The 24,487-nt window shown below is 70.2% G+C and carries 23 protein-coding genes; 14 read left to right on the forward strand and 9 right to left on the reverse strand.

The features are described from left to right. Positions 1 to 117 precede the first annotated feature (117 nt). From ONA70_RS02685 to ONA70_RS02695, 3 genes are all read left to right on the forward strand, one after another. On the forward strand, positions 118 to 621 hold the full coding sequence (locus tag ONA70_RS02685; protein WP_265004700.1) for an SRPBCC family protein: 504 nt from the start codon (positions 118 to 120) through the stop codon (positions 619 to 621). Continuing rightward, positions 611 to 1,285, forward strand: coding sequence for a TetR/AcrR family transcriptional regulator (locus ONA70_RS02690; protein WP_265004701.1), 675 nt, complete (start codon positions 611 to 613; stop codon positions 1,283 to 1,285). Before ONA70_RS02685 ends, ONA70_RS02690 begins: the two co-directional genes overlap by 11 nt. Positions 1,286 to 1,387: 102 nt before the next feature. Then, on the forward strand, positions 1,388 to 1,996 hold the full coding sequence (locus ONA70_RS02695; RefSeq protein ID WP_265004702.1) for a class I SAM-dependent methyltransferase: 609 nt from the start codon (positions 1,388 to 1,390) through the stop codon (positions 1,994 to 1,996). 304 nt (positions 1,997 to 2,300) lie between these two features. On the opposite strand, the gene ONA70_RS02700 is transcribed toward ONA70_RS02695, so the two are convergent. The 5 genes from ONA70_RS02700 to ONA70_RS02720 all read right to left on the reverse strand — a co-directional run bounded on the left by ONA70_RS02700 (position 2,301) and on the right by ONA70_RS02720 (position 7,417). Beyond that, the gene (locus ONA70_RS02700) at positions 2,301 to 3,239 is read right to left on the reverse strand and encodes a PfkB family carbohydrate kinase (RefSeq protein ID WP_265004703.1); all 939 of its coding nucleotides are present in this window, start codon (positions 3,237 to 3,239) and stop codon (positions 2,301 to 2,303) included. Further along, complete coding sequence (locus ONA70_RS02705; RefSeq protein WP_265004704.1) at positions 3,236 to 4,759, reverse strand: purine-cytosine permease family protein; 1,524 nt, start codon at positions 4,757 to 4,759, stop codon at positions 3,236 to 3,238. Before ONA70_RS02705 ends, ONA70_RS02700 begins: the two co-directional genes overlap by 4 nt. Positions 4,760 to 4,789: 30 nt before the next feature. Then, complete coding sequence (locus tag ONA70_RS02710) at positions 4,790 to 5,815, reverse strand: ADP-ribosylglycohydrolase family protein (RefSeq protein WP_265004705.1); 1,026 nt, start codon at positions 5,813 to 5,815, stop codon at positions 4,790 to 4,792. Next, the gene (locus tag ONA70_RS02715) at positions 5,812 to 6,531 is read right to left on the reverse strand and encodes a GntR family transcriptional regulator (RefSeq protein WP_265004706.1); all 720 of its coding nucleotides are present in this window, start codon (positions 6,529 to 6,531) and stop codon (positions 5,812 to 5,814) included. The genes ONA70_RS02710 and ONA70_RS02715 overlap by 4 nt, the downstream gene beginning before the upstream one ends. A gap of 337 nt (positions 6,532 to 6,868) precedes the next feature. After that, positions 6,869 to 7,417, reverse strand: coding sequence for a CGNR zinc finger domain-containing protein (locus tag ONA70_RS02720; protein ID WP_265004707.1), 549 nt, complete (start codon positions 7,415 to 7,417; stop codon positions 6,869 to 6,871). A 26-nt stretch (positions 7,418 to 7,443) separates the two neighbouring features. Here ONA70_RS02720 and ONA70_RS02725 point away from each other — a divergent pair, with 26 nt between their 5' ends. Continuing rightward, positions 7,444 to 8,361, forward strand: coding sequence for an AEC family transporter (locus ONA70_RS02725; RefSeq protein ID WP_265004708.1), 918 nt, complete (start codon positions 7,444 to 7,446; stop codon positions 8,359 to 8,361). Between the two features lie 130 nt (positions 8,362 to 8,491). Further along, on the forward strand, positions 8,492 to 8,734 hold the full coding sequence (locus ONA70_RS02730; protein WP_265004709.1) for a hypothetical protein: 243 nt from the start codon (positions 8,492 to 8,494) through the stop codon (positions 8,732 to 8,734). Positions 8,735 to 8,962: 228 nt separating this feature from the next. Here the strand turns inward: ONA70_RS02730 and ONA70_RS02735 are convergent, their stop codons facing one another. Continuing rightward, entirely contained in the window at positions 8,963 to 9,184 is a 222-nt protein-coding gene (locus tag ONA70_RS02735; protein WP_265004710.1) for a hypothetical protein, read from the reverse strand. Then, positions 9,130 to 9,909 carry an autotransporter-associated beta strand repeat-containing protein gene (locus ONA70_RS02740; RefSeq protein WP_265004711.1) on the reverse strand — a complete coding sequence of 260 codons (780 nt, stop codon included), beginning with the start codon at positions 9,907 to 9,909 and terminating at the stop codon, positions 9,130 to 9,132. The genes ONA70_RS02735 and ONA70_RS02740 overlap by 55 nt, the downstream gene beginning before the upstream one ends. A gap of 256 nt (positions 9,910 to 10,165) precedes the next feature. On the opposite strand from ONA70_RS02740, the gene ONA70_RS02745 reads away from it, so the two are divergent. Next, complete coding sequence (locus ONA70_RS02745; protein WP_265004712.1) at positions 10,166 to 12,817, forward strand: glucosidase family protein; 2,652 nt, start codon at positions 10,166 to 10,168, stop codon at positions 12,815 to 12,817. A 375-nt stretch (positions 12,818 to 13,192) separates the two neighbouring features. Continuing rightward, entirely contained in the window at positions 13,193 to 14,185 is a 993-nt protein-coding gene (locus ONA70_RS02750) for a helix-turn-helix domain-containing protein (protein ID WP_265004713.1), read from the forward strand. Here ONA70_RS02750 and ONA70_RS02755 read toward each other — a convergent pair. Further along, positions 14,138 to 16,519, reverse strand: coding sequence for a PA domain-containing protein (locus ONA70_RS02755; protein WP_265004714.1), 2,382 nt, complete (start codon positions 16,517 to 16,519; stop codon positions 14,138 to 14,140). The two genes, ONA70_RS02750 and ONA70_RS02755, sit on opposite strands and share 48 nt — an antisense overlap. Before the next feature lie 882 nt (positions 16,520 to 17,401). On the opposite strand from ONA70_RS02755, the gene rph reads away from it, so the two are divergent. Beyond that, a complete protein-coding gene (rph, locus tag ONA70_RS02760) occupies positions 17,402 to 19,999 on the forward strand; it encodes a rifamycin-inactivating phosphotransferase (RefSeq protein WP_265004715.1) in 2,598 nt (865 codons plus the stop codon). Between the two features lie 19 nt (positions 20,000 to 20,018). Here the strand turns inward: rph and ONA70_RS02765 are convergent, their stop codons facing one another. Next, positions 20,019 to 20,984: a GlxA family transcriptional regulator gene (locus ONA70_RS02765; protein WP_265004716.1), complete on the reverse strand. Its 966-nt coding sequence runs from the start codon at positions 20,982 to 20,984 to the stop codon at positions 20,019 to 20,021. Between the two features lie 251 nt (positions 20,985 to 21,235). Between ONA70_RS02765 and ONA70_RS02770 the strand changes: the two genes are divergently transcribed. From ONA70_RS02770 to ONA70_RS02790, 6 genes are all read left to right on the forward strand, one after another. Then, positions 21,236 to 21,802, forward strand: coding sequence for a dihydrofolate reductase family protein (locus tag ONA70_RS02770; RefSeq protein WP_265004717.1), 567 nt, complete (start codon positions 21,236 to 21,238; stop codon positions 21,800 to 21,802). Positions 21,803 to 21,836: 34 nt separating this feature from the next. After that, positions 21,837 to 21,932 carry a multicopper oxidase domain-containing protein gene (locus ONA70_RS36815; RefSeq protein ID WP_406601132.1) on the forward strand — a complete coding sequence of 32 codons (96 nt, stop codon included), beginning with the start codon at positions 21,837 to 21,839 and terminating at the stop codon, positions 21,930 to 21,932. After that, positions 21,933 to 22,640: a DJ-1/PfpI family protein gene (locus ONA70_RS02775; RefSeq protein ID WP_265004718.1), complete on the forward strand. Its 708-nt coding sequence runs from the start codon at positions 21,933 to 21,935 to the stop codon at positions 22,638 to 22,640. It begins immediately after the preceding gene. Between the two features lie 118 nt (positions 22,641 to 22,758). After that, a complete protein-coding gene (locus tag ONA70_RS02780; protein WP_265004719.1) occupies positions 22,759 to 23,139 on the forward strand; it encodes a VOC family protein in 381 nt (126 codons plus the stop codon). Positions 23,140 to 23,256: 117 nt separating this feature from the next. After that, entirely contained in the window at positions 23,257 to 24,162 is a 906-nt protein-coding gene (locus ONA70_RS02785; RefSeq protein ID WP_265004720.1) for a TIGR03560 family F420-dependent LLM class oxidoreductase, read from the forward strand. Between the two features lie 122 nt (positions 24,163 to 24,284). Beyond that, positions 24,285 to 24,437, forward strand: a complete 153-nt coding sequence (locus ONA70_RS02790) for a hypothetical protein (RefSeq protein WP_265004738.1) — start codon at positions 24,285 to 24,287, stop codon at positions 24,435 to 24,437. The last annotated feature ends 50 nt before the right edge of the window (positions 24,438 to 24,487 follow it).

Raw genomic sequence — 24,487 nt, forward strand, 5'->3', positions numbered from 1 at the left:
CTCCGAGGCTCGGGTAGGGCCTCGGTGGCGCCTACGGGATCACTCCGCCAGCGCCACCGAGGACTGGGCCGAGGCGGCAGCTATTGACGCTCGCGTCCGCTGCGTACCATCTGGTACATGGACTATGCGGAGACGATCACCACCACGGCAGGGACCGGGCCCACCTGGGCGGCACTGGCGAACGTGACGAGCTATCCCCGGTGGACGACGTCTATGTCGAATGTCGAGCCGCTCGACGGGCCGTCCCTGGACGTGGGCAACCGGTTCCGCATCCGCCAGCCCGGCCTGCCGACGACGGTGTGGCGGGTCTGCGAGCTGCGACCGGGTGCGTCGTTCGCCTGGGACGCGCACGCGCCCGGGGTGCACACCGTCGCCTACCACCGGGTGGACGGCCAGTCCGACGGGACGACCCGGATCAGCATCGGCATCCGGCAGACCGGCGCCCTCGCCTGGCTGGTCGCGCTGCTGACCGCGGCGCGGACGCGACGGTACCTGCGAATGGAGGCGGCCGGACTCAGGGCGGCCGCCGAGGCGGGTGCCGCGCCGTCGCCGTCCCCGGCCGGCGAGGCGGGTGCCGTGACGGCGATGGACGACGGAGCGGCCTCCACCGATGGCAGGTGACGCCCGGGAGGCACTGCTCGACCGGTGCGTCAGCTTCCTGAAGGAGGGCGGGTTCAGCCAGCTCAGCCTCCGCGAGATAGCCTCCGGTACGGGCACCAGCCACCGCATGCTGATCTATCACTTCGGCAGCCGGGAGGGCCTGCTCACGGAGGTCGTCCGGCGGGTCGAGGCCGAGCAGCGCGCCGCGCTCGCGGCCCTCGCCACGGAGCTCGATGATCCGGTCGAGGTGAGCCGCCGGTTCTGGCGGCACCTGGCCGACCCGGCCCTGGCGCCGGCGGAACGGCTGTTCTTCGAGATCTACGCGCACGCGCTGTTCGACCGATCCTGGACCAAGTCCTTCCGCGCCTCGGTCATCGCCGCCTGGGCGGGCCCTGTCGAGGAGCTGTTCGCTCAGCTCGGCTGGGATCGCCCGGAGGCCCGCCGGCGGGCCCGGTTGAGCCTCGCCGCGACCCGTGGCCTGCTGCTGGACCTGCTGATCACCGGCGACCGGGACGTCCTGGACGCCGCCGCCGACCTGTTCGCGCAGCTCGTCACGGCACCGCCACCGGCAGGGGCGTGTGCTGCTGGAGGCGTCTCGATATCGCCATGCGCGGCGGAGCGGTCACCCGTCCGAGCCAGGGGGGTGCGGACGGACGTCGTCGAGGTGCTGGAAGCGCGCATCTGACCTGCCCTCGGATCGCCGGATGCGGGCACCGCAAGGACCGACGTGCCTCCGCGCGCTGGCCCGGCCCTGCTCTGCCAATCCGAGAGCTCATATAGTCACGGGGTGAACATGGAGCAGGTCCGGCAGGCGTACGCGTCCGTCGCGGAGCTCTACATCGGGCTGTTCGGTACAAGCCAGCAGGTGCACGCCGACGACCTCGCCTTTATCGGGCGGCATCTGGCGGGCCGACCTGGCACGGTGCTCGATCTGGGCTGCGGTCCTGGCCATATCACCGATTACCTTCGCTCGCTGGGCGTCAACGCAACGGGAATCGACATGGTCCCCGAGTTCATCGCCCATGCGCAGGCAGCCCACCCGAGCGGTAGCTACCAGCTCGGGTCGATGGAAAATCTCGCCGTCGCCAACCACTCCATCACCGGCATCCTGGCCTGGGGCTCGTTGATCCATCTGCCGCCGCAAGATCTCGACGGCGTGCTCGCTGAGTTCCGGCGAGTCATGGCCCCGGCCGGGACGTTGGTGCTTGGTGTCTTCGTGGGTGACGAGGTCGCCGCCTTCGACCACAAGGTCGTGACCGCCTATCGCTGGCCCGTTGACGAGTTCTCCGAGCGGCTGAGGCGAGCCGGCTTCACGGAAGTCGAGCGTCTGCAGCGGCCCAGCGACGGCACCAATCGGCCACACGCCGCCATCGCGGCAATCGCGACAGACGGGTGAGCTGAGCCGGCGAGCCTCCCTGCACTCACATCGCCACCTGCATACAGCGGCGCGGCTGGGCCGTCGAGCCGGACGCACCCGCCCTCACTGCGCCGTCTGATCAGCGGAAGACGAGCGCCGGGACGGGAACCCCGGATACGACGGCCCGGGGGCGGCCTGCCCCGGGCCGCCGCCGCTTCGCCGATGCCCGGCCGGCATCCTCGCGGCGACCGGATCTGGTGATCGGCGCAGGGCCTACGCCGGACCTGTTCCGGCGCCCGGGGTGCGCCGCCACCAATCGCGGCGGCGCACCCCGGCAGGGCGGTCATTGAGTTGCGCACATCGCGAGCAGCTCGTCGACCTCCCCGACGGTGGGGGCGGTCGCGGGCCCGTGGCGCGTGACGGCCAGCGCCGCGGCGGCGTTGGCGCGCCGAACGGCCTGGACCGGGTCGAGACCGCCCACGAGGGCCGCGATGAAGGCGCCCACGTGGGCGTCCCCGGCGCCGTTGGTGTCCACGGCGGTCACCGGGAAGGCTGGCACCCGCACCGACCGGTTGTTCGTGGCGAGGACGGCGCCCTGCGGCCCGGTGCGGACCACCACGCCGGCGCGCCCGGTGCGCGTCGCCAGGGACGCCGCGGCCGTTTCCGGATCGGCGTGATCGGTGAGTATCCGCGCCTCCCGTTCGTTGCAACTCCACCAGTCGGCACGTTTCCACGCGGATTCGAGGACGGGCCGGGGTATCTCGGCGACCAGCGGACCGGGGTCGACGACGACGGTGACCTCCGGGGCGAGCGTCGGCAGCCAGGCCGCCAGGGCCTGGCCGTTGGTCGGGTAGGCCAGGCTGTAACCGGAGATGTACACGACGTCGCCGGGGCGCAGGTCGATCCGGGCCAGGTCCGCCGATCCGAGGCGCGCCTCCGCGCCGACGCTGGTGGCGAACGTGCGCTCTCCGGTCGGGTCGATCAGCGCGACGCTGAACCCGGTGTCGACGTCCCGTAGCGCCGGCTGCACGAGTTCGACGCCGGCCTGGGTCAGCTGCTCGCGGGCGAGGTCGGCGAAAGGTCCGCTGCCGTGCACCCCCGCGTACGCCACGGGAAGGCCCTGGCGTGCGGCGCTCACCATGACGTTGAGCCCGCCCCCGGCGGTGATCCGGCTGCCGGAGGCGAGCACGTCCCCGCCGGACTCGGGCAGCCGTGGCAGGTACATCACCACGTCGATGACGACGTTGCCGGTGTGCACCAGCCGGGCCGGCCGCGCGGTCACGGCCGTGCCTCCGCGACGGTCCGGCCGCCGGCCGGCGTCTTCCCCTCGGGCCGGGCGCGTCCTGGGTCGTCGCCGCGCCGGCCGCCTACTGCGGCGAGCAGCAGGTACAGGGCACCAGCGACGACGAAGGCCGCGATCCAACCGAGGCCGTTCGTGCCGAGCCAGGAGTTCGCGAGCGGGCCGCTGAACCAGACGTCGTCCGCCGAGGTCGAGGCCGTGGTGAAGAGCAGACCGAAGACGGTGCCGGCCAGCCACGGCAGCACGGCTGCCCAGCGGATTCCGCCCTGGTACCAGTAGACGCTGGTACGGGTGGTGTCCATCAGTCCACGCGGGTCGTACTCGCGACGGAAGAGCATGTCGGCCAGGAAGACCGCGACCCACGCGGTGATCGGTACGGCGAGCAGCGAGATGAAGGTGATGAACGGTCCGTAGAAGTTTCCGGCGATCAGCATGAAGTAGATTCCACCGGCCAGCGTGAGCACGATGTCCAGGCCCACGGCCACCACCCGGCGGGTCCTGATACCGAGGGTGATCATAGTCAGGCCGGCGGAGTAGACCGAGAGGTTGTTGGACAGCAGCAGTCCGCCGAACGCGGTGAGCAGGTACGGCACCGCCATCCAGGACGGAAGCATCACCTGGATCGCCGAGACGGGGTCGCTGGCGGAGGCCAGGTGGCCATCGCCGGCCGAGAGCAGGCCACCCAACCCGATGAGCAGGAACAGCGGGATTCCGGCGCCGGTCGAGGCTGCCGCGACGATCCGTCCGCCCGGTACGTCGCGGTGCTGGTAGCGGGCCATGTCGGCACCGGCGTTCGCCCACCCGATCCCGGTGCCGGCGGCGATCACGCCGATCCCGGCGATGACGACGCTCAGCGGTGCGGCCGGGGCGTCGAGCACGGCCTGCCAATCCACCCGCGTGATCAGGAACGCGGCGACCAGGATGTTCAACGCGCCGAAGACGTAGGTCGCCCACTGCTGGATCCAGACCAGCGTGGCGTGCCCCAGGCCCGAGACGACCAGGGTGGCCGCCACGAAGGCAAGCAGGCAGATCACCGTCAGCACCGGGTTCGCCGTGAGCCCGAACGCAATGTTCAGCAGCGCCAGCAGCGCATACGCGGCGGTGGTCGTGTTGACCGTCTCCCAGCCGACCCGGGACAGCCACGAGACCACCGTCGGCCCGTGGTTGCCGCGGGGTCCGAAGACCGCGCGGGACAGCGTCATGCTGGGTGCGCCGCCCCGCTTCCCGGCCACGCTAATCAGGCCGACAAGGGCGAAGGAGCCGAAGGAGCCGATCGCGGCGACCAGCAGCGCCTGCCAGATGTTCATGCCGCGCAGCGCGACCAGGGTGGCACCGAGCGGCAGTCCCAGGATGGAGATGTTGGCCGCGAACCAGACCCAGAAGAGCTGGCCCGGTCGGCCCGTACGCTCGGCGGGGGGCACGGGTTCGATGCCTCTGGTCTCGATGGCACCGACCCGGTTGGCGTCGGCCGGGATCGTGCCGGCCGGTTTGGTCGTGGACATCGTCGTCCTGCCTTTCCCTGCGTACCGGCGTCAGCGGGGCTGACGGAGGGCGAGCAGGCGTGTCGCCATTTCTGGCAGTAGGAGGTGGTTGGTTTTCTCGATCGTTTGGAGCGCGGTGTCCGGGAATGCTTCGGCACCGTGGCCGGCGCCGGCGATGGCGCCGACCATGGCGGCGATCGTGTCGGTGTCGCCGCCGAGCCCCGCGGCCAGCAGGCAGGCCTGCCATGGGTCGTCGGGGTGCACGGCGAGGACCGCGAAAGCGGCCGGAACGGACTCCTGGGTTGCCACACTCGTCCCGACGAGGCGGTAGATCAGGTCGGCGGCCGCCTCCGGCGTCCGACCCGCGACCAGGTCGGTGGCCCAGGCGATCCGGGCCGAGATGTCGGCCGCCGCGACCCAGTTGCCGCGACCCGCGGCGAGTTGCGCCGCCCGTACGGCGGTCGTGGTCGCGGTCGCGGTGTCCGCGCCGTCCAGGCCGGCGCTGACCGCGGCGGCGACGGCGGCGGCGCCGGCCAGGGCGACGCCGGTGTTGTGGGTGACCCAGCTGGCCTCGACGACCCGGTCGACGAGCCGATCCAGGTCGGTTGCGGGTACGGCGACTCCGACCGGGGCGATCCGCATCGCCGCCCCGTTGGTGGTGCCGAACCGGCCGGCTTCCTCGAGCGGGCGGCCGGCGGCCACGGCCGCGACCGCGGCCCTGGTCGACGGGCCGAGGAGGTCCAGCGAGCCGCGTCGGCGCATGTCGTCCTCCCAGGCGAGCAGTTCCCGGGCGAGGCGATGCCCGTCGATGTGGCCTCGGCCGTCGAGAAGCAGCCGCCCGAGCAGGAGTGCCTGTTCTGTGTCGTCGGTCACCGTGCCGGCGGGCATTCCGGGCGCGATCGGCTGGTCCGCGGGCCCCGGCTCGAAGCCAGCCATCCGGCCGTAGCGGGCGACGATCTGTTCTCGCGGCATGGACTGGGTCGGCATGCCGAGTGCGTCTCCGACGGCGAGCCCGGTGAGGGCCGCGACGGCCCGCGATTCGATCGTCGCGGGCCGGGCCGGGGTCGGCGCGCTCATTCCGACGCCTCCCCGAAGCGCAGGTGCAGCCGGAACCGATCGGGGTCCAGCAGGCTCTCCACGTGCTCGACGAACTCACCGCGCGCGTCCCGGCTCAGCCGGCGGGTGTGCAGGAAGAGCTTGCCGGCGGCGCAGCCGAGCAACTGTGCGTCTGCCTGCGTAACCTGGGCCAGCTCCACCCACTCCTCGCCCTGTGTCGGAACGAGGCCGGCCGAGCGCAGCGCCGTGTAGAGGGATCCGGTGAGACCGCGCTCGGGCAGCTCGCGCAACGGGCCGACGGCCGGGATCCGGCTCCGCTCGATCGAGATCGCTGGGCCTCCGTCGAGCGACCGGAGCCGGTCGACCGCGACGCATTCGGCGGCCGGCAGGTCGAACCGCTCCGCCAGCTCGGGTTCGTGGACCAGCTCGAGGCGCAGGACGCGTACGGTTGTCGAGACGCCCTGCTCCGCCAGGGCCCGGGACCAGCCCAGCCGGTCGTCGATTGCCCGGCCGTCGAACGTGACGAACGAGCCCTTGCCGGAGCGGGTTTCGATCAGCCCGCGCCGGCTGAGTTCGGTGAGGGCCTGGCGGACAGTGTTCCGGCTCACATCGAACCGGGTCGCGAGCGTGTGCTCGCCGGGCAACTGGGTGCCGTGGGCGAGCCGGCCTCCTCGGATCTCCCGGGCGAGTTGCTCGGCGACCCGCTCGTGTTTGAGCTTGAGCACCTGTCCAAACATGTTCAGAACGCTACCTCTGACCTGCGCGTTCGACAACAAACAAGATCGCTTTCGCCGGTACGACGTCGACCTGCCCGATACACACCAGCCGGTCACCGCGGCGACCGACGCCGTTGCATTGGCGGACCGTGGGGCGCGTTGAACCCGTGTCGGGGTCGACGTCAGATAGCTCCCCGCCGATCACGACGAAACGCTGGTCGGCGAGGCTCGACGGCGTGAAACGCGGCACGGAGACCGGTCGACCATGCCCTGCCACCTGGGCAGACGTGTCGTCGTTGGTCGCTCACGGTCGGCCTCCGACGGCTTGCTGACGGCCTGGACGTGTCCTGGTCATCGATCATCTGCCCGCTCGGCGCTGGGTTCGATGGCGATGCACGGCGTCGTGGTTGCCGCACCGGGCCGAGCAGTATTCACGACGCCCGTTGCGGCTGGTGTCGAGGAATACCGTCACGCATGTCGACCGGGCGCAGACGCCCAGACGCCGCCCTTCCGCCTCAACCGCGAAGATCGCCAGACCGCCGGCCGTGACCGCTCGGACGCGGCCGACGACATCATCGTCCTCGGGCGTGAAGTGCAGGTGCGGACGCAGCCCGTCGTGGGTGGTCAGGAAAACCCCGGCAGTCCCGTCGCCCAGCAGCGCGTTGATCGCCGCACAGCGCTCGTCGGTCCCGCGCGCCTCGAACACGCCTCGCAGCCGCACACCCCACACCCGCAGCACCTCCGCCTGCCGGGTCGTGAGCGACGGTCGGCGGATCTCATGCCTGCAAAGGACCGCCTCGATCTCACCCGCCCCGACTCCGCTCATGCCGGGCCGGCCCTCGACCACGAGGTTGGCGAGATCGGCGGCGAGACGGGCCCCGGTCATGTTGTCATGGTTGAACTGCACTGACCCATTGCAACACAGTCGTTGACATGCATCTCGTCGTCATGGCGGTCGCCCCGATCGTGCTGCTGCTCGGTCTCGGCACAGTGCTGCGCCGGCGGCTGGTGACCGACCCGGGATTCTGGCGCGGCATCGAGTGGATGAGCTACCGCGTCTTCACGCCCGCGCTGTTCGTCACCTCGATCGGGGCGACCGACCTGGCCGCGGCCTCGCCGGCGGCATTGCTGCCCAGCCTGGCCGTCCCGGTCGTCGTCGTCTCCGTGCTCGTCATCGCGCTGCGTCGCCCGCTCCGCGCGAACGGCCCGCAACTGACCTCGCTGGTCCAAGGCAGCATCCGCCTCAACACCTACATCGGGCTCGTGTTCGCCTCCGCCGCCTACGGCCCGGAAGGAGTTGCCACTTTCGCCCTGGCCGCCGCCGTCATGGTCCCGCTCGTCAACGTCATATCGGTGAGCGTCCTGTCACGACACGGCAGCCGGGACGACCGTGACCGGCCAAGGCTCTGGCGCGAACTTCCCGGCAACCCCCTCATCCAGGGCTGCGCGGCCGGCCTCGCCCTGAACCTGCTCCACCTCAGACTGCCCGCGTTCCTGGCCACCACCCTCGACATGCTCGCCGCCCCCGCGCTGGTGTGCGGAACGCTGGCAGCAGGTGCGGCGATCACCTTCCGCCCGCGGCGGCGCGATGTCGTCGACATCCTCTCGGCATCCGCCCTCAAGCTCGTCGCCCTGCCCCTCGCGGCGGTCGCCATCGCCACAGCCCTCGGGGTCAGCGGCGCGACGCTCACCAGCATCGCGATCATCTGCGCTGTCCCGACCGCACCCTCCGCCTACGTCCTCGCCCGACGGATGGGCGGCGACACCCGCCTCATGGCGTCCATCACCGGCGCGCAGACACTGCTCTCCATCGCCACACTCCCGTTCATCGTCGGCATGACCACGGGATAACCCTCTCCCGGGCAGTGCGATGTCCTACGGCCGACCCCGCTTCCGGCTACTGGCCCTCGGCTGTACGGCAGGTCCATCCTGGACTCCTCGGGGCCCCGCCGGAGGCGGCCTTTGCTGCAATACTGCTGCGATGTTGATGTGGATCGGGCGGGCCGCGTCTCTGCTTGTGGCGCTCGCGTTGGCAGTTGTCGGTGTGCTGTTTGTCTACGGCTCGTGGAGCGCTTGGGATGGTCTGCCGCCGGATGGGCCGCCTCTCGGCGATGCTGATCGGGCCTATGAGGTTGTCACCGCCTTGTTCGGTCTGGGTCTCTTGGCCGGCGGCATCTGGCTCGCTGTCCGAGTCGCCCGCGGAATGCGTCAGCGCACAGCGTGACCTGAGCCCGATCCCGACCCCCGCTTCTGCTGCCGTCACTGTCTGCCGCCGACCCGCCCCTCCAGGGAGCGGGCCGCCGCCCGGCCCGCCTCGTCAGGCGGACCTTGACGGCTCGTACGGACGCTGGGCCTGGGCCGGTGCCGGGGGGATGTGCTGCCGAACCGATGGGCCGCGACGCCGGTCGCGGCGTCGCGGCCCCACCCGCTCATCGTCGGAACCCTTGCGGGATTAGTTCGCTTGCGGCAGCGCGCGCAGGACCGTCAGGGTCATGCTGTTGTTCGGGTAGGACACCCGGAACAGGTAACCGCCCGCGCTCAGGACCCGGTTCTCGGGCAGCGCGTGGAAGCTGCCGTTGATCGAGCTGCCGCTCATGATCGTCAGCACGGTGCCCGGGGTCAGCGATCCGCGTACGTCCAGGTCCAGCTCGCCGGCGAGCGCCAGCTCACCCACGGCGCGGACGCTGGTGCAGTCGTGGTCGCCCAGATGGTCACGGCGAGGCGACCCTGCTGGCCGACGTTCACGTTCCCGCCGACGCTCAGCACGTTGCCAGCGGTGACGGGCACGTCGGTGATCTGCGCCGCCTCCTCCGACGTCAGGCCGGGCTGCAGCACGCCCCCGGTGACGTTGATGCTGCCCGCCACGCTGCCGCTGCCGCCGAGCGTCCCGCCGCATACGTCGATCGCGCCGGCGTGCGAGCCGATGATCGACAGCTTGCCGGCCTCGACGCTGCTCGTGCCGTGCCAGGTGTTGTTGCCCGTGAGGAACAGCGTGCCGCCGCCCTGCTTGGTGAGGCTGCCCTCGTAGACGCGGGCATTGCGGGCCTGCTCGCGCCGCATCCCGATGGCGTAGTCGGACTTGTCGACGTCGCTCGCGTCGGCGGGCAGGCCGTTCGTCCACCCCTTGGCGGCCTTGGTGGCCGCCCAGGCGGCCGCCTCGGCGACGTCCTCCTGCTGGCGCGCCCGGATCGCGACGTCGGAGATGTCGTTCGACCAGACGTCATTCTGTCCCTGCAGGTCAGCCACGAACGGCCCCAGGAACTGCCCCGGGCCCTTCATGGCCTCACGCAGGCTGACCGTGTGCCAGCCGTTGCGGCTGTCGGGCACCTGCACGATCTGGCCCCGGGTGGGGTTCAGCACGGCGCTGCCCGCCGCGTCGCTGACGGGGCTCGGGCACACCGTTGACGACCGACACGGTCGTGCTGTTGATGCCGTTGCTCGGCGCCGTCACGCAGGACCACTTCGCCACACCGCACTGGTTGAAGGTCTGCTGGCCGGGGACCAGGACCGACCCGTCGGGGTTGAACGTGCGCCCCACCGTGGGGTCAGCTTCGCCGCCTTGTCACGCCGGTACCGAGGTCGATGTCGGGTTGCGCCGCATCTGTGCCTGCACGAGGCTGAGCGGGACTCGTCAGCGCATCCCGAGGGGGACCGCATGATCGACTCCATCCGCCGGATCAGTCCACCATGGAGGCGCCCGCGGGCCCGGGCCGCCGCCATCGCGTTGGCCTCCGGCACCGCTCTCGCGTTATGCGTCACCGTTGCACCGGCATCGGCCGCGCGGACCGGACTCGCCCCGAGCCGCGATGTCGTCGCCACTGGCAGCGGCGGCGCGGAACTGTCCGAGAAGACCCAGTTGAGCAATCGCCGCTTCGTCGTCACCGGCGACCGCGCCTACGAGGTCGGCGCGGCGGACGGCACGTACCCCGGCACCGGCTGGCACATCCGGGGCGAAATGGGGGGCTTCTGGTCGCCACCGATCAAGCTGCTCGATGGCCTGTGGTTTGCCGTGGACGGCAAGTGGTTGAAGACCACCACGTTCACCAGCGGCCAGGGGTACACCCGGATGGACATGGTGGCCGGCAACGGCGCCACCGTCCGGCGACTCGACGTGGTACCCGACGGTGGCCGGGCCACGCTCGTCGGTCTGAACCTCCCCGGCGCGGCGGGCGGCGGCACCTCGCAGGTGAAGCTGACCGTCCACGCACACTCTGAGCTGTTGTCCGCGTACCCGTGGGGCTGGACGTCGCCGAGCCAGGCGCAGTTCAACCTGCCGGACTCCGGCTCCTTCGACGGGCGCAACCTGGTGTTCCGGGACAACGGCACCCCGCCGGTGCCGGACGCGCCGGCGCACGACTGGGCGGCGATGGTTGGCAGCACGCTGACGCCCTCGGCCGCCACCCTCGGTCCCGGGTTCCGGGGGCCACAGGGCGACGTCGTCTGCGGCGACCCCCAGCCGGCCGTCTGCGACGACGGACCGTACGGCAAGGGCACCGGCGGCGAGTTGACGTACCCGGTGACCGTGCCGGCCGGTGGCCGCACGGTGTGGTTCGCGGTCGCCGGATCCGACGCGGGCCCGACCGCAGCGCAGGCCGAGTTGACGCAGGCCCTGCGCGACCCGGCCGGCGCCGCCGCCGCGAAGCTGGCCGCGCGGCAGACGCTCGCGGCGCAGAGCAAGGTGGATCTGCCGGGCGACCCGATGCTGGCGCGCAGCGTCGAGTGGTCCAAGCAGAACGTGGCGGACTCGGTCCAGGAGTCCCGCAACCTGAGGGTGTTCCCCAGCAACGAGGGCCGGCAGTACCCGCCGCCGTCCGGGACCGTCGCGGTGGCCCGGTGGCTGGGTGCCGGCTGGCCGGACTACCCGTGGCTGTTCGCCACGGACGGGGAGTACAGCGCGTTCCCCGCCGTGGCGGCAGGGCAGTTCGACGTCGTCAAGAGCCACCTGACGGCGCTGCGTGACGTCAGCGACATCGCCAACCACCGCTCCGGCAAGGTGGTCCACGAGGTCACCCCGGACGGTCAGGTGTACTACGGCGCCAACGCCGACCCCGGAAACACCGACGAGACGGTGAAGTTCCCCAGCGCGGTCGCGCTGGTGTGGCGGTGGACCGGCGACAACGCCTTCCGCGACCGGATGTACGACTTCGCGGTGCGCAACATGCGCTACGCCGTGGCGCTGGACGACGACGGCGACGGCTGGCCGGAGGGCTCCGGCAACGTGGAGCGCGCCGGCATGGGCCAGGAGAAGCTCGACGTCGCGGTGTACACCATCCGCGGCCTGCTCGACCTGGCCGACCTGGCCGCCGCCAAGAACGACGCCGCCACGGCCGCCTGGGCCACCGAACAGGCACGGCACCGCCTGAAGATCTTCGAGAAGGCCTGGTGGTACGGGGGCGATGCCAAGGGCTACGCCGACTCGCTGTCCGATCCGGGCGACGTCAAGCTGTTCCAGCGGTACTGGACCGGCGTCACGCCGATGGAGGCTGTGCTGCCCGGCCGGTCGGGCGGACCCGGTCAGATCGCCGGACCGACCGTTCCGGGAAACCCGCTCGCGGCCACCGACCATGCCGAGACCGGGCTGGCCCAGCGGGAACGTGACTGCTACACCGGCGAGTTCGGCCTGTACCACACCGGCACCGGACCGACCAGCGACCCGGCCGGCAACAAGGGGCCGTCCTGCGACAGCGTGGTCTCCTCCATGCAGTCCGAACGGAACATCTTCACGCTGGGCGCCGCCGTCATGGCAGTGGCGGAGGGCAACTACGGCCGGCTGACCCAGCAGCGGCACTACACGAACGCCAACGCGCGTACCCAACTCGACCCGACGGTGTGGGAGATGCCCGGTGCCATGCCGGAGATCTCTCCGTCGCCCGACTTCGGGTCGAACATGCAGCACGACTTCCTCAGCCGATCGAGCGTGCTGCAGACCTGGGGCTCGTACGGCACCCTCTGGCCAGTGATCAACCAGCAACTCGGCGTCGCCCCCGACATCGGGCGGGGCCAGTTGTCGGTGGTTCCGCAGTTGCCGCCCGGCCAGCACCACATCTCCGGCAGCAACATCAGGGTCGGTACCGGGCACGTGGACGTGACCGAGACGCGTAGCGGTTCGAGTCTGCAGGTCACGGTGGATGCCGCCGTGCCCTGTCAGCTGACCCTCGGCGCGGTGCTACCGTCCGGCACGACCGTGGCGAAGGTCCAGCTCGACGGGCGCAACGCCAGCTACCACACCGTGCAGACCGACCGTGGCGTCCAGGTGGTCGTGGACGCCAGCAGCGGGAAGCACACCCTGACCATCACGCTGAAGTAGTCGACGACGGCAGGCCCGCAACGGGCCTGCCGTCGACTACCACACCACCGAGGGCCGCTCCTGGCGCCTCTGGCTCTCCACCCGGCAGCGCACGGGCCGCCCGCCTGCCCACACCCGGCACAATGCCCGCCACCGCTGCCGGCGAGGACCCCGATGCGGCCGACGCCTCCGCCCGGGCCCGGCCAGTGAGCTGGTCCTGGCCTTTTGCGGCCGTATTCCGGTGGACTCCCTGAAGCTCGGCGGTGACCGACGTGTTCGACCTGCTTATCGCCGGGGAACCGGATGAGTAGGACGTAATGGTGCGCCACGCCAGCCCTAGCCACCGACGGACGGGTGCCTGGGTGGCCGCCTGGCCGATCGGGGGAAGATGGGTGGGTGCTCGAGTCGATCGGTGTCCGCCCCGAGGACGAGAGGGTCTATCGCGAACTCCTGTCTCGCCCCGAGGCATCGCAGCGCGACCTCGCCGCAGCACTCGACCGTGGCGCGGCCGAGGTGGGCCGCTCGCTGACCAGGCTCGAGGAGCTGGGTCTGGTGCACCGGCTGCCCGGCCAGCCCGCCAGGATGCGTGCGGCGCGGCCGGACGTGGCCGTCGACGCGCTGGTCGACCGACGCCGCGAAGAGCTGGCGCGCACGCAGCTCGCCGCGCGCGCCCTGCTCGCCGAGATGCCCGCCGAGGAGCGGTACCGCCCGGAGGAGATCATCGAGGTGCTGGTCGGCCGGGCAGCGATCGCTGCCCGGTTCGAGCAACTGCTCAGCACCACCCGGCACGAGCTCATGGTGCTCGATCGCCCGCCGTACGTCGCCGATCCCCGGCGGTCGGACAACTCGGTCCGCCGGCTCCTGCGCGCGAAGGTGCGGGTGCGCGGCATCTACGCCCCGGAGGCGTTGGAGCTGCCGGGTGCGCTCGAGGAGGTCCAGGACGCTGCCGGCGTGGGTGAGCAGTCCCGGGTGCACAACGGCCTCCCGATGAAGCTGGCGATAGGCGACCGCCGGTTGGCGATCCTGCCGGTTGGCGCGCAGAGCGCCGACGCGGCGGTCTGTATCCGGCCTTCGACCCTGCTCGACGCGCTGGTCCAGCTCTTCGAGCTGCTCTGGGCGCAGGCGACGCCGATCGTCGCACCGGCACAGGAGGGCAGGTTCAGCGATCGCCAGCTCGCCGCGCTGCTCGCCTCAGGCGCGAAGGACGACGCGGTCGCCCGGCGGCTGGGCGCCAGCACCCGCACGCTCAGCCGCCGGATCGCCGAGCTGATGGACCACCTGCACGTCCGCACGCGCTTTCAGGCGGGCGTACAGGCGGTCCGGCTCGGTTGGCTCGACAGCTCAGTGCACGACGTCGAAGGCCCGGACGATCGTCTGGTCGACCGTTGAGCCGTCGGTGTCCTCCGCGTGCAGCCGCAGCGACACCAGGCCGCTGCCCGCCGGCAGCTCGACGCGCCAGCCGTTCGTACCGCGGGTGACGGCCGCCGGTTGCCAGGTCGCACCGTCGTCGTACGACGCGTCGACGCTCGGTTCGCCGATCGGCGTGGACGGTACGCCGTCAGGGTGCCGCAGCCGCAGGTCGAACGCCACTCGCCCCTGGAGGTCGGCGCGGACCCGATTGTGCAGGTCGACGCCGACGTCGTAGTCCGGCAGCAGCAGCGGCTGGGTCTGCGCCGCTCCCCCGGCGGTCGTCGTCGACGGGAAGCTCCAGGCGGTGTCGGTGTGTGTCGACAGCTCGTTCCACGCCTGCGGGTTGTCCGCAGTGAACGAGATCGAGACACGAGACTCGCCGGCGGGAAGCCGGACCGTGCCGGAGGGGAGGTTGTCGGTCTCCCTGACCAGGGCGCCGTCGGCCCTGATCTCGAGATGGGTGTGCACCCCACTCGGGTGGGTGTACTCCGTTCCGTGGTTTCCGTCCGCGTCGGTGAAGCCGTCAACGGCCACGCGCAGCTGATCACCGGCGCGCTGGACGGGCAGGGCGGGATTGGGGGCCGCCGCGATCGGTGCCCGGCCGAAGGGCAGCTGGTCCTGTTCGCGGTCCGAATACGCCTGGCGCCCAGGCATGGTCAGGTTCATCGGCAGCACTGGCGCCTTGGGGAACATCGCGTTGTAGGAGGACTCCGGAGCGAACTGGGCGTAGCTCCATGCCGTGTCGGGGTCGGGGATGCGGTACTCGGTGCGCGTACGCGGCCCGCCCGCGAGGGGGAACACCGTGGAGACGACGAACGAGTTGCCGGGCTGCCACGGGTACGCCGCCTCGGAGAACGTCGAGGGAAGCGTCGGCTGCCCGTACACCTGACGCACCTGAGTGGCGAGCTGCTCGGGCAGGGCAACGTAAGTGGGGTCCTCGGGGATCCGGTTCTTCTCCTTCAGGTAGAGGTCGTAGACATAGGGGCTGGCCGGCTCTCCGTCGACGGTCACCATGGCTCCCTTAGGGAGGTGGGCGAGTGCGAGACCCTCCGCCCGGTCCAGCCGGATCGTCGGCACCTGCAGCTTGACCCCGGTGCCGCCCGGGTCGCTGATGTCACCGGGGCCGTCGTTGCGGATCACGACCACGCCAGCACCGTGTGCGGCGGCGTTGTTGGACTGTTCCGCGATCGACATGTCGGCGGAGTGCGTGACCAGCGCCAGCGCGCCGTGCAGTTGCTGGCCGGCGAGATCGGCCGCCGTGGCGTGGCCGACGTTCACCACGGGGAGGTGGGACCGGCCGTTGACGACCGGGAAGTCCGAGAAGACGTCGGAGAACCAGGTCCGGTCGACGTACTCGGGGTGGAGGGTCGGCGCGGTCGGCGCGGACAGGGTGATGTCGGGCGCCTCCAGCCGGACCCGGGTGCGCGCCTGGAACGTCCCGATGGACACCGGCGGCGTGGGCTGCAGGTAGAAGTGCTGGTCGAGGAGGTATGCCGGGCGCATGTCCAGGTGGACCGCGGACCCGTTCGCGGCGGTGCGGTCGTAGCCGATGAGGATCGCGCCCTGCGGCGGCACCTTGGTGCTGCGCCCCGGGGTCTTGATCGTGAGCTGCCGGGCGTCGCGGGCGTCGAACGCGAAGGTCCGCTCACCGCTCACCGTCGTCTCCGGCTCGCCCACGAGCGAAATGTTTTGGAAGGTGCGGCTGCTTCCGATGGTCGGCTGCTCGGCGGGCAGGGTGGTGATGAACGCCATCACCGAGTAAGCGCCGGGCGGTACGAGCACGCAGGTGGTCCGGGCGAAGGTGGCTGCGGAGCACTCGTCGCCCGGAGCCGGGTCGGTGACCAACTGTCGGGTCCACGTTGCGCCGTGCTCGAGGTCGAACACGGTGATGTAGGCCTGGGCGGTCCGGCCGTCCCGGCCCACTGCGGAGAAGCGCAGCGGCACGGGGTCGGCAGCGGCGGCGTTCAGAAGGGCGGCGCGGCCCTCGATCACGGTCGGCGTGCTGGCGGCATCGGTCGTCTGGACGGTCGTGCCAGTCTTGCTCGTCGCGACGACGAGGCCCGGAGTCACACCGTCGGCGTCGGGCAGCGCGGCGAGCGAGGTGGCGCCGGTGTCTCCGAGCGGCGTCAGGGCGACCTCGGCTCCGCCGCCCACGGAGACGACCCGCTCGGCCGACGCCGGGACGTGGCCGGCGGTGGAGGTCGCCGCGTTCGCCGCGGACCACGGCGCGGCGGTGAGCAGGCCGACCACGACGGCGAGCGAGGTGACGGAGGCGGTGCTCGTCCGGTGCAGGGCCGAGAGTGGCATGGTCATGGGACTCCCATGGTCAGAGGGGCATTCCCCTTTCATAGTCGAGCCGTGGCGGTGGCGGACAGCATGATCGCTGGCGACTACTGGACATGGCGACCGTGCGCCATCGGCTGGTCCGGCTCGACCTAACCGGTCCGGAGTGATCACGCTCCGATCCATAGGTCGTCAAGCGGGTGATCGACATCGCCCTTGGCCCGCAGCGCGGCGAGGGCGTTCGCCTAGTGCTGGCGCTCCTTGTCCGGGCGGGCACGCTCGCGTGCGATCTCCTGCCGCACCCGCCGCTCGTCGCGGCCGGGCTGGCCAGCTTGCTGCAGCGTGATCCAGACGATGCCGTATCGCCGTGGCAGACAGCATGTGAGGAGGAATGGGGTGCGCTCGACGTTCGCGTCTTGCCGAAGAAGGGGAAGACGTCTCGTTCCGCGGCTGCGTCCGTAGGCCGATGCACATCATTCTGGGCCGACGATGTGTATCGCCGCTCGCGCCGCGGCAGCGCTGCCAAGAACGGTTTCAGTCCGCAGCAGACAAACAAGGAGAACGATCCCACTTTAACGTATATCGCACTGGGGGGCTTGCCGCAAGGCCCGGGGCTTGCCGCAGAATCGTCGGCCGGACCCAAAACGGGGGACGGATTTGAGGCACGACGTGCGTGTGTGGGCGGCGCGGCGACGTCGAGCCGCTGGTCGCGTTCGGGGTGCGGTTGCGGCCGATCGGCGCGGGGATGTGGGTGTGTGCGCAGCCGGAATGGGCGGAGCGGCCAGCCGATGGTCACAGGGGAAGGCAGGGAGAGATGAGGACGACCTCAGCAGGTTCGACGGAGCTCGAGACGTCGGTGATCCGCGCGGTCAGTGGAGTGCGGCGGACGACGGCTGCCTTGGAGGTATCGCGGTGATCGAGCAGTACGTGTTAGGTCTCCAAGAGGTTGACGAGATGCAGGTCGCGCTCGTCGGCGGCAAGGGCGCGCACCTGGGGGCGCTGTCGCGGATCGACGGCATCCGCGTGCCGGCTGGCTTTTGCGTGACGACAAACGCCTTCCGACGGATCATGGCCGAAACGCCCTCGATCGACGATCGGCTCGATCAGCTGTCGCGCCTGAACCCGGACGACCGGGAGACGATCCGCACGCTCAGTGCGGAGATCCGCCGGACCATCGAAGCGACTGTCGTCCCCGACGAGGTGGCGGCGGCGATCACCCGGGCTGTCACCCAACTCGGGGAGCGAGCTGCCTACGCCGTCCGATCCAGCGCGACGGCAGAGGACCTGCCGACGGCCTCCTTCGCCGGCCAGCAGGACACGTACCTGAACGTCGTGGGGCCGGCGGCGATCCTCCAACACGTCAGCCGGTGCTGGGCCTCGCTGTTCACCGAGCGGGCCGTGACCTACCGCCTGCGCAACGGCATCGACCACCGTACGGTCCACATGGCCGTGGTCGTGCAGCAGATGGTCTTCCCGCAGGTGGCCGGCATCCTGTTCACAGCCGACCCCATCACGGGCAACCGGAAGGTCGCCTCCGTGGAGGCCAGCTTCGGCCTCGGCGAGGCCCTGGTCTCCGGCCTGGTGAACCCGGATGTCTTCAAGGTGCGCGACGGTGAGATCATCGACAAGGCGATCGGCGCCAAGCAGCGTGCCATCCTCGCCGTGCCGGCTGGCGGGACGCGCGACGTGGCGATCGAGCCCGAGCGGCAGCAGCAGCCGGCGCTGACGGATGCACAGGTCGTGCGGCTCGCGCAGCTCGGCCGGCGGATCGAAGCCCACTTCGGCCGCCCCCAGGACATCGAATGGTGCCTGGTCGACGACGGCTTCCAGATCGTCCAGAGCCGGCCGATCACCACGCTGTTCCCCATCCCCGAGACCGGCGACCGGGAGAACCGCGTCTATCTCTCCGTCGGCCACCAGCAGATGATGACCGACCCCATGAAGCCCCTGGGGCTCTCCTTCTGGCAGATGACGACCCCCGCGCCCATGGCCGAGGCCGGCGGCCGCCTGTTCGTCGACGTCACCCAAAGGCTGGCCTCGCCGGCGAGCCGCGCCGGCCTCCTGGAGCTGATGGGGAGATCCGATCCGCTGACCAAGGACGCGGTGCAGACCATCCTCAAACGCGACGGCTTCATCCGGCCGCTCCCTGACGAGGGTCCCCCCAGGCCACTGTTGGGCGGCGTGCCAGCCCCGATGGAGACCGATCCGGCCATCGTCACCGAGCTGATCGGGCGCAGCGAGGCATCCATCGCCGTCTCGGAACGCGACATCCGTACGAAGTCCGGAGAGGCGCTGCTCGACTTCATCCGGGCGGACATCCAGGAGCTGAAGCGGATCTTGTTCGATCCGCAGAGCCATCAGGTGTTCATGTCGGCGATGGAGGCCACGTGGTGGCTCAACGAGCAGCTGGAGGCGTGGCTGGGCGAGAAGAACGCGGCGGACACGCTCACACAGTCCGTGCCCCACAACGTCACGTCGGAGATGGGGCTGGCTCTGCTCGACGTCGCTGACGTGATCCGACCGCATCCGGACGTGGTGGCGTTTCTGCAGCACGTCGAGGACGAGGGTTTCCTGGACGAGCTGCCCAAGCTCGCGGGCGGGCGGGAAGCGCGAGACGCCATCGAGGCCTGGCTCGACAAGTACGGCATGCGCTGCGTCGGCGAGATCGACATCACGCGGCCGCGTTGGAGCGAACGCCCCTCCACGCTCGTGCCCATGATCCTCGGCAACATCAAGAACTTCGAGCCGGGAGCCGGCGAGCGGCGTTTCGAGCAAGGCCGGCAGGAGGCCTGGCAGAAGGAGCAGGAGCTGCTGGAGCGCTTGCGGGCCCTGCCGGACGGGGAGCGCAAGGCCGAAGAGACGAAACGGAAGATCGACCGGGTCCGGACCTTCATCGGGTACCGGGAGTATCCGAAGTACGGCATGGTCAGCCGCTACTTCGTGTACAAGCAGGCCTTGTTGGAAGAAGCCGAGCGCCTCGTGCAGGCCCAGGTACTTCGTGAGAAGGAGGACATCTTCTACCTCACGTTCGACGAGCTCCACGACGTCGTGCGCACGAACCGCGTGGATGACCAGCTCATCGGCCGGCGCAAGGACGCGTTCAGGTCGTATCAAGCGCTCACGCCGCCCCGGGTGCTCACGTCCGACGGCGAGGTCATCGCCGGGGCGTACCGACGCGACGATGTGCCGGCCGGCGCGCTGATCGGCCTACCGGTCTCCGCCGGCACCGTCGAAGGGCGGGCCCGCGTCATCCTGGACATGGCACGGGCCGATCTCGAACCGGGCGACATCCTCGTCACGCCCCACACAGACCCCAGCTGGACGCCTGTCTTTGTCGCCATCGCAGGCTTGGTGACGGAGGTCGGAGGATTGATGACGCACGGCGCGGTGATCGCACGGGAGTACGGATTGCCGGCCGTCGTCGGCGTGGTAGATGCCACCCGACTGATCCCCGACGGGCAGCGGATCCGCGTGCACGGAACCGACGGGTACGTCGAGATTCTGCCGTGACTCCCGCCAGCCGAGGTGGCTATGCGCGTCGACGGTGGACCGTTCGGTACTGCGTCGGCGAGATGCCGAACCATGCGGTGAACGCCTGGCGCAGGGTTTCGCCGGAGCGAAACCCTGTCGCCTTGGCGATCGACGAGACGGCCTGGTCGGTGGTGACCAGGGCCGTGGCCGCTGCCTCCAGCCTCACTTGACGGACGAGCCGGGCCGGAGTCAGCCCGGCGTGGGCGACGAGCAGCCGGGTGAGGTGCCGTTCGCTCACCCTGGCCACCGCGGCGAGCCGGGCGGTGGACAGTTCCGCGTCGGGATTGGCCGTGACGTGGTCGAGGACGCGCCGCACCACGGCGTGTTCGGGGCGCCGGGCACGCACGAACATGCTCATTTGCGCCTGGTTGCCCGGTCGCTGTAGGTAGGTGACCATGCCCATGGCCACCCATCGGGCCAACTCGGCGCCGTGGTCGGCCTCGACGAACGCGAGGGTGAGGTCGAGCGCCGCGGTGACGCCGCCGGACGTCCACACGTGACCGTCGCGTACGAAGATCGGCGCCGGGTCGAATCGGACCGCCGGATACGCGGCGGCCAACTCGGCCGCGTGGTGCCAGTGCGTGGTTGCCCGCCGACCGTCGAGCAGCCCGGCCGCGGCAAGCACGCTCGCACCAGTGCACACCGACGCTACGCGGCTCGAGCTCCGGGCCAGCCGCTGGACCTGAGCAAGCAGGCGGCGGTCCGCGGCGGCCGCGGCGTGCCCAAGCCCGCCGGAGACGACGAGGGTGTGCACGGTGGGGCCCACGTCCTGCAGCGCCACCTGGCTGGACAGCTCCAGCCCGGAGTCACAGCGCACCGCCCCGCCGGACAGCGTGGCGAACCGCACGGCGTACGCGGGCGTCGCGCCGAGCCGGTTGGCCATGTCGAGGCAGCTGGTGACGCTCGCAACGTCCACCAACTCGATGCCGTCATAGCCGACGACGACCACCCGCCGCTCGTACACAGTGCCATCGTAGGAGCGCCTGATGCGGTCCGGCGGGACACGTTTTCCAGAATCTCGGACATGATGACCGCTGCACCTGTCCCCCAACGGTGCGCGGCGAATACGGTTCCACGGGTGACGCTACATCGAGCTCGCTCCCTGCCGGAGCTAGCCGGGCAAAGCGCTTGACCGCATCAACGCTCTCGCTGAGTCGCCCGGCCTCGCGTGGCGTCTCGTCAACACCCACGCCGCTACTGAAAGAGGCACACCGAATGGGCAGGCTGGTAGTGACCGAATACATATCCGTCGACGGAGTCGTGGAGGCCCCCAGCGGCAGCGAGCAATTCGCCCGCACGGGCTGGACCGATCACTTTTCCCGCGGCCAGGAGGGCGAACAGTTCAAGGTCGACGAGACGATGGCCGCAGACGCCCAGTTGCTCGGACGCGTCACGTACGAGCTGTTCGCGGCATCCTGGCCGCAATACGAGGGTGAGTTCGCCGACAGATTCAACGGGATGCCGAAGTACGTCGTCTCGTCCACGCTGAACGACCCGAAGTGGGAAAACACGACGGTTTTGAAGGGCGACCTGGTCGAAGAAATCACGAGGCTCAAGGGACAGTACGACCACGACATCCTCGTGCACGGTAGCCCGCAGCTGTCTCAAGCGCTCATCGAGCACGATTTGGTCGATGCCCTACACCTTCTCGTGTATCCGATCATCGTCGGCGCGGGCAAGCGCCTGTTCGGCGGTACAAGCGAAACAAGGCGCCTGCGGCTCGCCTCGGTACGAACCTTCGGCGACGGCGTCCAACTCCTGGTCTACGAACGAGCCGGCTGAGGGTCGCACCTGCACCTCATGCCCGCGTTCAGAGGTGACCAACCCCGGACGCTGGGTGGCGCACTGCCCCATCGGTGAGCACGCCGAGGCAGGAATGATGTTCAGCTTCGATGTACGGGAGCGTGCCTAGATGCAGATCGCGATCCTGCTGTACGCCGGCGTCACCGCGCTCGACGCGGTCGGTCCGTACGAGGTGCTCAGCCGCATGCCGGGCGCCGATGTCCGCTTCGTGGGCACGGAAACCGGCCCGTTGCTCGCCGATGGGGGTGCCCTGCTGCTCGGCGTCACGCACACCCTCGCCGAGACGCCGGCACCGGATCTCGTGCTGGTGCCGGGCGGACCGACGACGCCCACCGCGATGGTGGACAAGGAGATCCTCGCCTGGCTGCGGTCGGTGCACGAGGGCACGACGTGGACAGCCTCCGTGTGCAGTGGTGCGGTGATCCTGGCCGCCGCGGGAATCCTCAAGGGCCGGCCTGCGACCACACACTGGGCCGCGATGGGTCCGTTGCGGTTGATGGGGGCCATACCCCGGCCGGACGAGCGGATCGTGCGAACCGGCAAGATCGTCACGGCGGCGGGGGTATCCGCCGGCATCGACCTGGGACTGTGGCTGGTCGGCGAGATCGCCGGACGAGAGCTGGCCGAGGCGATCCAACTGACCATCGAATACGACCCGCAGCCGCCGTACGACGCCGGCCACATGAGCAAGGCGTCCGAGCCGGTCCGCAAGCGCGCCAAGCAGCTGCTCGACGAGCGGACGGACTTCAAACAGACGCTGGTCAAGCCGAGGATCGCCTGGAACCGGCTGATCGACCTCGTGCGTACCGGCAAGTAATCCGTGGCCACAGCGGAAGGAGATGTCATGACCGCCTCGGCCACTACCGAGATCCTCGCGCTCGAGCGGCGCTGGGCCGAAGCCGAGCGTCTTGCGACCCCGGTAGGAGACTGACCCTATGGCCGTACAGCTCAACCACACGATCGTCCATGCGCACGACGCCGCCTCGTCGGCGAGGTTTCTGGCCGAGATCCTGGGCCGGCCAGAGCCGACCTCGTTCAGCCACTTCATGGTCGTCCAGCTCGACAACGACGTCTCGCTGGACTTTCTGACCGTCCCCAACGTGCGGCCGCAGCACTACGCGTTCCTCGTCGGCGAGTCCGACTTCGACGTGATCTTCGGCCGCATCCGGGAGCGCGGCCTGCCGTACTGGGCTGATCCTTTCCACCGGCAGGCCGGCCAGATCAACACCAACGACAGCGGCCGCGGCGTGTACTGGGAAGATCCGAACGGCCACAACCTGGAGATCATCACCCGTCCGTACGGCAGCGGCGGTTGAGGGGTCCTAACCCGAGCTCAGGCGCCAACGCAACACCGACGGACGGAGCGGCACGGTCCGCTGAGTTTAAGCCTGAACTCCGGTACCGCTGCGCGTGGACACGAAAGGAGCGCAGACGTGCGGCTGAGCATAAGCATCACCAACTTCTCCTGGCGTGACGAGCGTCAGGGCCTCGAAGAGCACCTTGTCAGCATCGCGGAGGCTGCCGACCACGGCGGCATCTACGGCCTCTGGGTCTCCGACCACCTGCTGCAGGCCGATCCGTACGGCGCTGGCCCAGGCGAGACCGAGATGCTGGAGGCCTACACCACGCTCGGCTACCTCGCCGCGCGAACGTCTCGCATACGGCTCGGCACGCTGGTGAGCGCGGTGACCTTCCGCCCGCCCGCCCTGTTGGTCAAGGCCGTGACCACCCTCGACGTGCTCTCCGGCGGTCGCGCCTTGTTCGGCATCGGCGCCGGCTACCAGGGCGAGGAGGCCGCAGCGATGGGACTGCCGCTGCCGCCCGTACCGGAGCGCTTCGACCGACTGGAGGAAACGCTGCAGATCGCCCTGCAGATATGGACGGGGGACACGTCGCCCTACCACGGCCGGCACTACACCCTGGACGCGCCGGTGGGTAGCCCTCCGCCGGTCTCCCGGCCGCACCCGCCGATCCTGATCGGCGGCACCGGGGAGAAACGAACGTTGCCGCTGGTCGCGCGCTATGCGGACGCCTGCCACGTGTTCGACATCCCCGATGGCGGCAAAACCGTACGGCACAAGCTCGCCGTGCTGCGCGCGCTGTGCGACGACCTCGGACGGCCGTACGACCAGATCGAAAAAGTGATCGCGACACGGTTGCAACCCGGCGAGTCCACGGCCTCCTTCGTGACCCGCTGCGCGACGTTCGCCGACCTGGGCATCGATCACGTCAGCGTCATCACGACCGGCCCGTGGACCACCGAAGGCGTCGGCACGCTCGTCGAGGCCGCAGATCAGATCGTCGCTCTCGGCGCCGCTGCTTCCGCCGGGCCGTCCTAACCCTTGGGCCGCCTGGCGGAGGAAGGACGTGTGTACCTACACGGGCGTCGCCCGTGTAAGGGAGAGCTGTTCGAATCGGCCCGGTGCGGACGCCCTGAGAGAAGCAGGCGCTACCGCTCGGCCTGGTCGATGAGATCCGCGTGCACGTGATCCCCGTCCTGCTGGGTGGCGGCACGCCCCTGTTTGCCACGCTGGACTCCGCGATCACCCTCGAACGCACCGAAGTGCTGGTAACCCCTGCCGTGACGCACCTGGGATTTCGGGTGGTGCGGTAATGCAAGAGATCCAACAGACAAGCGCGCAGCCGTAGAGGAGAGGGCATTGA

This window comes from Micromonospora yasonensis (assembly GCF_026013475.1).
In the GTDB taxonomy this organism is placed as follows: domain Bacteria; phylum Actinomycetota; class Actinomycetes; order Mycobacteriales; family Micromonosporaceae; genus Micromonospora; species Micromonospora yasonensis.